At 46.4% G+C, this 8,530-nt stretch carries 6 protein-coding genes and 2 pseudogenes; all 8 read right to left on the bottom strand.

All coding sequences use genetic code 11. The features are described from left to right. Positions 1-435, bottom strand: a pseudogene (locus AB4Z33_RS29810) (glycoside hydrolase family 43 protein); the annotation flags it as partial. Positions 436-451: 16 nt separating this feature from the next. Continuing rightward, positions 452-1,372 carry a glycosyl hydrolase gene (locus tag AB4Z33_RS29805; RefSeq protein ID WP_442053382.1) on the bottom strand — a complete coding sequence of 307 codons (921 nt, stop codon included), beginning with the start codon at positions 1,370-1,372 and terminating at the stop codon, positions 452-454. 18 nt (positions 1,373-1,390) lie between these two features. Next, positions 1,391-2,812 carry a family 43 glycosylhydrolase gene (locus AB4Z33_RS29800; RefSeq protein WP_442053381.1) on the bottom strand — a complete coding sequence of 474 codons (1,422 nt, stop codon included), beginning with the start codon at positions 2,810-2,812 and terminating at the stop codon, positions 1,391-1,393. A 148-nt stretch (positions 2,813-2,960) separates the two neighbouring features. Continuing rightward, positions 2,961-4,523, bottom strand: a complete 1,563-nt coding sequence (locus tag AB4Z33_RS29795; RefSeq protein WP_442053380.1) for an extracellular solute-binding protein — start codon at positions 4,521-4,523, stop codon at positions 2,961-2,963. A gap of 76 nt (positions 4,524-4,599) precedes the next feature. Then, positions 4,600-5,469, bottom strand: a complete 870-nt coding sequence (locus AB4Z33_RS29790; RefSeq protein WP_442053379.1) for a carbohydrate ABC transporter permease — start codon at positions 5,467-5,469, stop codon at positions 4,600-4,602. Positions 5,470-5,494: 25 nt separating this feature from the next. Next, a complete protein-coding gene (locus tag AB4Z33_RS29785) occupies positions 5,495-6,217 on the bottom strand; it encodes an ABC transporter permease (protein WP_442053378.1) in 723 nt (240 codons plus the stop codon). A gap of 388 nt (positions 6,218-6,605) precedes the next feature. Continuing rightward, positions 6,606-7,520: a helix-turn-helix domain-containing protein gene (locus AB4Z33_RS29780; protein ID WP_442053377.1), complete on the bottom strand. Its 915-nt coding sequence runs from the start codon at positions 7,518-7,520 to the stop codon at positions 6,606-6,608. A 269-nt stretch (positions 7,521-7,789) separates the two neighbouring features. Continuing rightward, positions 7,790-8,530 (bottom strand): annotated as a pseudogene (locus AB4Z33_RS29775) (hypothetical protein); the annotation flags it as partial.

Here is an 8,530-nt window from a genome sequence, read left to right as displayed (position 1 = left end):
GCTATGGGCTGAAGACCAGTGAATTACGTAATCATCACTCTTATTATCATATATAATATCCGGTGCCCACAAACATCCGAAATCTTCATTGCCGAGCTTAATCAGCCTTTGCTCTGACCAATGAATCAAATCGTCGGACTCCCATAGAGACAGACATTTGCTCCCGTTTCGGGCGGCTTCGGACCAAGAATGGTTATATTGATTTAGCATCCCGTATGACAAACTTAAATCCGTTGCCAGAATAACGAACTTGCCTTCCTTTGTTCTCTTTATCGTGAAATCTCTGACTCCCTTGTCTCCGTAATAACTCCATAACACGGGATTCCCATCATTTACTTTCTCCCAGTTAAAGCCGTCCTTGCTGACACCAAAATAAACCTGCTCGCCATCCGGTGTTCTCTTTTCTTTAAAATGCACAAATAAATACGCCTGCAAAGTTAGTATCCCCCTCTTATTCCGGTAATAGCTTCAGATCAAACGGCTTGTTCCGATCACAAACGAGGACGCCATCCACGACTTCCAATTCGGCAACCTGTATCGATGAGCGCCTTGTGCCATAACTACTTGACTCCTCGTTGCCGTTCGTCCTTTCGGGATGCGTAAAATAAAAGATGTAGGCTTGTTCGCCCTGAACGACAACATCCGCATGAAGGCCAATCGTGCCGTCGTCTTCCCGCGTACCCGGTTGGTCCAGAATGAGTCCGTTGCGTTCCCAATGAACAAGATCCTCGGAGCGATATACGCCTTGTCCCCTCCACTCGTCCACGATTAACCAATAATAGTTTTTGAAACGGAATACATTCGGCCCTTCGTGGAAACGCCCCTCAATAACGAGGCCGACGCGTGTCCAGTCGTACAAATCACTGCTTTCGGCGACATACGTATGATTGTTCTCCTTAAACCACATTCTGAACTTTCCCTCTGGCATCTGGTAAATACATGCATCGATAATCTTCGAGTCGCTAATATTCAATTTGGATCGGAACGTCCATGCAATCAAGTCCGGACTCGTGTAATGGAGCATGTCCGCTTGATGCCCCCAACGGTCGGGTATTCCTTGTATATAAGAGACATACATATGATAAGTGCCTTCGTGCCAATATATTTCCGGCGCCCAAAATGTATTTCTGCCCCATTCCGTGTCAAGTCCCTCTATCGTGCCTCTGTATACCCACTCCTTGCCGTCGACGGATGAAGCTACCCCGATATCCGTTCCGTGCACCCAGGCGACATTGCGATCCTCGGCTGTCGCCCTGCGATTCGTATATAACATCCACCATTCCTTGGCTTCTCTGTTCCATATAAGGACAGGATCAGCCGCACCGTCATATATGGGATCCCTGAATAAGGGAGCCCTCGTCACGTTGTCCATATCTGCTCGTGTTCCTCCTTATAGTCGTTCGCTCTTCCCCAAAGCGTTGTAAATAAAATGACTGAACGAAACCTTTCCGACGCCAACGGCATCCAAAGCAATCCTTAAACTTAAAAATTTACCTAACACATTGTTATGGAACCCTGACATTTCGAAACCGTGATCCAGCTTGATCCAACTCGAATCTGCCGTGCTGTAATACAGATCCACGTCATGGCAATCGTTCACGATGCGCAACTGGATAAGGCCGCCGTCAACCTTGGTATATTCGGAACGGTATTGATCGCGGAACGAAAAAACATGACTGCCGTTGAAGCCAATTCCGCATTGGAAGCCGGGCTTGTAAAACAAGCTTAAGCGGCCTTCCGTCGCCTCCTCGAGTTGCACCGATACAATAGCTTCATAGGCGTGATGATAGGGAATGCATAGCAAAGGCTCCATCGATTCCGCCGGAAGTGCTTGCAACACAAGGTTTCCACCGCCAACATCGTAACCGGTCAAGCTAGAACGTCCAAAGAAATGCCATTGCGGCGCAAGGCGCTCTTGCTCGAAATTGTCGGATAAAGCAATGCCGCCGGATAACGGCAGATTGCTCGCCATAGATTCACTCGAAGCTCGGAACCAGCCATTGTCATCCCATTGAATAGGCTCCATAAGCGTATATCTTCCAAGCGTCAAAAAGTCTTTTTCATAGGCATGGTAGATGACGTACCAAGATCCATCAGGCGTATCCACTAACGTGCCGTGACCTTTGGACCACCAACGCTCTGCGCGGCTTTCGGTTCTAACGATCGGATTGTAGGCCGAGTTCTCCCAAGGTCCGTCGAGCGATTCCGATCTGGCCGATACGATCATATGGCTGGTTGCAGGTCCTGCGGTTCCGCCTTGGGCGCTTGTCATGTAGTAATAGCCATTTCGATACGTAATCTTGGGCGACTCCAGATAAAAGCCCTCCGTCCTCCATTCGGTAGGATAACGCCAGCCTTCATAGACCTTCTCGAGCTCGCCGATCGTCGACAAGCCGTCAGGCGCCAAACGAATTCTGCAACCTTCAGACAGGAAGAGATAACGGTTTCCTTCCGAATCTGCGGCATGTCCCGGATCGATCAAACCGACATTCAGGTTGATCGGCTCCGTCCACGGTCCCGCTGGCGATTCGGCCGTTACGACCCAATTCGTGCGATCTGCCGGATAGTAGATGTAGAACAAGCCTTCATACCAGATTAATTCAGGAGCCATAATGCAGCCGACGCGTTGATGGACAGCATGCCCGATAGGTTCCCATTCCGCTAAATTCCGGGAGTGCCATACGAGAAGTCCCGGCAAGTTATCGAATGAAGAATGGGTCATGTAGTAGTCTTCTCCGACTCGGACCACGGACGGATCCGGATAGTCGCCGGGCAATATCGCAATGGGAAATGTATCGTTTGTGTGGTTCACTTAAATACTCCTTTAACTTAATAAATTCACTGATATCATTGTATCTCAACGACAGAAGGGACTGCTCAGACGAGTGGTCATCCCTAAGGCTGACAATCGTCCTCGAAGTCCGCTCTGTCTAACTCAGCACTGCTGTATCATCCGTCAATTATTTGGCGGCTTGACGCTCCTGGTACACTTTAGTCGCTTCCTCCAGCAGATCTTTACCGCCGGATCTCAGCCAATTCTCTTTAAACTCTTCGAACGTTTTATCAATATCATCTGTACCAATAATGGCTTTTACATAATACTCATCTTGAAGCGGATTCAATGTTGCCGAATATTTGGACTTAGCTTCCAGCGGCGTTGGTCCTAGGATGTCCGTAATCAATTCATTGCCTGCGTTCAACGTATCTCTGAATGCCAGTTTTTCAGCTGAGAAGTGGTATTTCCACATCTTCAAGCTGCGCTCGCCGAGCGGATTATAGTAACCGCCGTAGCCCAATTCGAGCATTTTGTTCGTATCGCTCTTATAAGGTTCTAATGCTTCCGCGGCGCCGTCCTTAAGCTCATACGAAACACCTTCGGTGCCAAACACTGTCTTCAGATAAGCATCGTCGCTACTCACCAAATCTTCAAGGATTTGCAAAATTTTAATTCTCTTCTTCTCGTCCTTTTCAACCTGCGCTCCGAACAGAAGAGGCACTTGCAAGGCGCCGTTCGACATCGCCAGCGATTTACCTGCAGGACCGACTAAACCTTTGCCATAAACGGCTTCGATACCGTTTGCCGCATTGGCCTCTTTTTGATTGAATAAATGGTGATACATCATATAGTCGAGAATGCCGATTTTTTTGTTGTTCCACTTCTGCGTAATCGTATCGTTATTGTCCGTTAGAAATTCCGGATCGAGAACGCCGTCTTTATACCACTTCTGCAAAAGCTTTAACGCTTCCTTAGCCTGATCCGAAAGTCCACCCCAAGTAACCGTTCCGTCAGCAGCTAACATAAATTGATAAGGATTTACGCCGTGTGCCGCATAAATCTCATTGAATTGCTGATTGCCTGTCCCGCGGGTCGTAAAGGCGTACGTATCCTTTTGACCGTTGCCATCCGGATCGTTATTACGGAATTTGTACACGACATCCTCGTATTCTTCAAGCGTTTTCGGCGGTTCATTGTAACCAATTGCTTTTAGCCACGCGCCGTTGTAAGCCGGAATGAATCCGTAAGAACCGTTCAACCATACCCTCGGAACGCCCCAGTTCTTCCCGTCGTATAAGCCGATATCCCACGCATTCGGATCAACAGCTTCTACGTCAGCCACATAAGACGGCATATATTGTTTGATTTCGTCTACCGAAATGCTTGCGATTACGCCTTGCCTTGCATAATTGACCATATCGCCTTCGCTAATATTTTGAGGGAAAATGTCCGGAATTTCTCCTGCTGACACTTTGACCTTAAAGTTCTCGTCTGTCGCCCTCATGTTCACGATTTTTACGTTGTACTTTTCCTCGATGTACTTCTGAACCTCGTTGCCGTCATTTGTCGGAATAAACCATGTGCTTGGGTTAATCGTGAGCTCGATCGGTGCTTCTTGTTCCTGTACATTCGTCTGCGAAGGCGCGTTCGTTTCACTGTTTACCCCGTTCGAACCGCCCGAACAAGCCGTTGCTAGTAAAGACATAGACAACATGGCCGCAACAATAAGTCTCTTTCTGTCTTTCATTTCTTTTCCTCCCTTTTATATGCCAATCAAATTTATTTAAACAGGGAATGGCTTAACCTTCCCCGGTTAAATCACTCTAACCTTTAAGCGAGCCGATCATTGTTCCTTTAACGAAATACTTTTGCAGGAACGGGTACACGACAAGGATCGGCAATACGGCGAACATAACGGTGGCGGCTTTAATCGAAGTTTCATACTTGAAATTCCCGACAACCGTGCTACCGAACGTTTCCTTGTCCGTATTAAGGACAACAATTTCCCTTAAGAAAAATTGCAACACTTGTTTGGACTGATCGGAAATGTACAATACCGCATCGAACCAGGCGTTCCAATGCCCGACTGCCGTCCATAACGCCAGTGTCGCCAATACGGGCTTCGATAACGGCAACACAATCGATAGCAACACGCGTATGTCATTCGCCCCATCGATCTTGGCCGATTCCTCGACTTCTTGCGGGATCGACATGAAGAAATTGCGCAAGACAAGCATGGAGAAAGTCGGTACTAACATAGGAACAATATAAACCCATCTGCTATCCATCAAATGCAGCTCTTTGATAAGCAAATAACTGGGAATGAGGCCTCCGCTGAAAAACATGGTGAACAAAATAATCATCGTATAGAAAGAACGGTGAGGCAAAGTTTTGCGCGATAACGGATAGGCGATCATGGACATGGCGACAAGCGTCAACAATGTGCCAACCACCGTCCGAAACGCCGAATTGCCAAAGCCCCACCAAATTTTCTTTTGACTCACAACCTGTTTCCAACTGAACAAGTCAATGTCTTTCGGGAAGAGATGGAATCCCATGCGAGTCGATTCCGCCGGGCCGCTTAACGATACGGACGCGATGTGAATAAACGGATAGAACATGGCCACGCACAGACCGGATATAAAGACAATGAGAATAAACTGGAATAGATTTTCGCCAACTGACGTTTTCATGATGCGCGTTCCCTCCTGACGGCTCTTACAGAACCCCTTCTTGTCCCATTTTTTTTACTACATAATTTGTGCCGAGCACCAGCGTGATGCCAATAATGTTCTTGAATAGCCCGACCGCTGTCGTTAATCCGAATTGACCGTTAACGATACCGGCTCGATACACATACGTGTCAATGATATCTGAAACATTGTAAACAGAAGGAGAATACAGATTGAATATTTGGTCGAATCCAGCGTTAAGAATGCCGCCTAGCGATAATATGAACATAATGGTGACAACCGGTAATATAGACGGGATTGAAATATGCCATACTTGTTTGAAACGATTGGCTCCATCTATCTTGGCTGCTTCGAACAATGTAGGATCGACACCCGTTAATGCCGCCAAATAAATGATCGTGCCCCAACCCACTTCTTTCCATATATTTGTTATTACTAAAGTCGGGCGAAAATAATTGGAGTCGGCCAGAAAGTAGATCGGTTCGATGTGTACGAGCGACAGTAGATAATTGATTGGTCCCTGACTTGGCGAGAGCATCATAATAATGATGCCGGAAAGAACAACCCATGAGAAGAAATGCGGAATGTAGGATATGGACTGGGCGATTCTTTTGAACAATCCGTATCGTACTTCATTCAGCAATAGGGCCAGCACAATCGGGGCTGGGAATCCGAATACGATGTTATAACAGCTAATGATCACTGTGTTCTTCAATATTCTTAGAAAATCCGGGGATTGAAAGAACAAAAATTTGAAATATTCCAATCCGACCCATTCGCTTCCCCATATTCCGCGAATCGGACTAAAATCTTTAAAAGCTAACTGGATACCGTATAGTGGTCCATAGCAAAAAATTGCGTACCAAACCAATATTGGAAAAAGCATGAAGAACATATATTTATTTTTTTTGTATTCTCTCCAGGTATTGGTCCATCTCGGTCTTTTATGACCGGGAACCTTAACAGAACGCTCCACATTTGCCCTATTCAAATTCCAACAATCCTTTCAAAATCATATTGACGTTATTACGACTATTACTATTTGCTACTGCTTTCAATTGTTTATATCGTAGCCATATCCATATTCCTGAGAACCTTGTTTCATTTACAAAGCAATTGTACCTTTATTCCAAATGCTATAATGACAAATCCATGTTATAAAATGTTGGTTTATTGGTATTAAAAACAGATCCAGTACGGTACTTCAATGGGGTCGTTCCGACTTCTTGCTTAAATACCCGAACAAAGTAAGAAGTATTGGGAATGCCAACCTCGCTGCCTAATATTTCGACCGATTTTGTCGTAGTCTCGAGCAGTCTGCAAGCATGCCTGATTCGAATGGCAGTAATATAAGCCTTCAAAGTGCTTCCGGTCTCTTCGTGGAACAGCTTAGATAAATAGAACTTGGATAAATGCATGGCAGCCGCTAAGTCATCCAAATAGAAGCTGTCCTGATAATGTTCATCAATCCATTTCATAGCTTGCTGCGCATATCCTATCGATTTGCGCTCCTCAGCCAGCTGAATTTGCTCTGACGGAGCTGTCTTACTGTGGAGCATACAATCCAAATTACGGAGGATCAGCATGGCTACTTCTTCAACATCCTCCCCCATTCCTTGGCTTCTTACTGATTGATAATTTTCATAGTTGCGCTCTATGCTCTCGCTGTACGAGGAGAGATCGAAAGCTTTCACTTTGTTCTGTCCTCGCCATAACGCCTTAAATAAGGCATGCCGCTTCGCAAATGGTTGGAGTTGCTCCTCCATAAGATGCGGATCAAAGAAAAAAATGGTGCGCGAGTATGGCTGTTCCTTACTCACGTTCGCAAAAACATGATGCAACTGATATGGACGGAAGAAGAAAAGCATCCCCTTGCGTATCGGATACGTTTCACCATCCAGCACAACACGACCGGCACCTTCGTGAACATACAACATCTCGCAGCATTGATGCCAATGATGATAGCCTTGATAATTCTCGGTGTTCTTCAACCTGTAATCCCAAAAAAGCTTCGTATTTCGAAACGCGACAGGCTCGAACATTCGTTTCATAACCAACCTCCTCATTAGTACTAATAAGGATGCCTCATCCTTCTATAAAAGAAAGCGCTTTACTATTACCATCATAGTTAAAATAGGCGTGCATGAGTATTCAACACAGTTAGGGAAACATGGACGATTCAGCGTCTTCTCTTGCGGGAATAGTTAACAACGCTATTATTTGTCCATATAGGTTTAAGATTTATCCATATGAGAAGAAACTACCGCAGAAAACGAATCCCCTCAAACTCCTTAATGGGGCTTGGGGGGATTCATACAAGCTATATTCCAAGATCTTCTTCATTCACGCGGCGCAGCACTTCAAGCCGGAAGGCGGTCGGCCATGCGACCAGCCATTGCGACACGTTGAATGGATCTCCCCAGCGGGTATGGAAAAATCCTTCATCCTGGCTGCCTTTTGGACGCGTTTTTCCCATGACCGTCAGACTGCCATCTGAGATGCCGAATGTTGCATTCGCCCATGCTGCACGAGCTCTTTCGCGCCATGCTTCGTTGCCTGTAAGCGACGCCAGCTCCACCCAATCCTCAATGAACGCAAGCGCGAATGGATCAATGTGGTGATGCTGCGTTGAGACGGACGTTCCTCCGAACGTATCGTAACCAATTTCTCCCAAGGCGCTTCCATCTTCATACTCAACTGAATGGTGCCACTGCCAAGTTGCCAAGTACCAGGCTGCAAGCTCAGCCCATTCAAGATATGTCTGATTGTCAGTGATACGAAACAGCGCGATACCTGCCTTCAATAAAGGAATCGCTGATTCCTTGTCCACGCAATACGTATCGAGCGCACCTGCCGTTGTATACCCGTTGTCGAGCAGCTCCCTGATATAATAGTGGTATCCAAGCTCGGCACCGCGCAAATAAGCCTTTTCTCCCGTTATTTCGTAAGCCTTGACGAATGGCGTTACAAGGAAACAGCCCACCGTACCCTCCGGATCATGTGGTTCGCCATCATTTGTCCAAGATTTACCTATTTTTCCGTCTCCCGACTGAGCCGACAA

This window comes from Paenibacillus sp. 2TAB19 (genome assembly GCF_052115185.1).
In the GTDB taxonomy this organism is placed as follows: Bacteria; Bacillota; Bacilli; order Paenibacillales; family Paenibacillaceae; genus Pristimantibacillus.
Note: the sequence above shows the minus strand (reverse complement) of the source record. Positions and strands in the feature narration are given on the sequence as shown.

Excerpts from the sequence above, each read along its gene's own strand:
- AB4Z33_RS29805 (WP_442053382.1), bottom strand. The coding sequence starts at position 1,372 with ATGGACAACGTGACGAGGGCTCCCTTATTCAGGGATCCCATATATGAC.
- AB4Z33_RS29795 (WP_442053380.1), bottom strand. The coding sequence starts at position 4,523 with ATGAAAGACAGAAAGAGACTTATTGTTGCGGCCATGTTGTCTATGTCT.
- AB4Z33_RS29790 (WP_442053379.1), bottom strand. The coding sequence starts at position 5,469 with ATGAAAACGTCAGTTGGCGAAAATCTATTCCAGTTTATTCTCATTGTC.
- AB4Z33_RS29780 (WP_442053377.1), bottom strand. The coding sequence starts at position 7,520 with ATGAAACGAATGTTCGAGCCTGTCGCGTTTCGAAATACGAAGCTTTTT.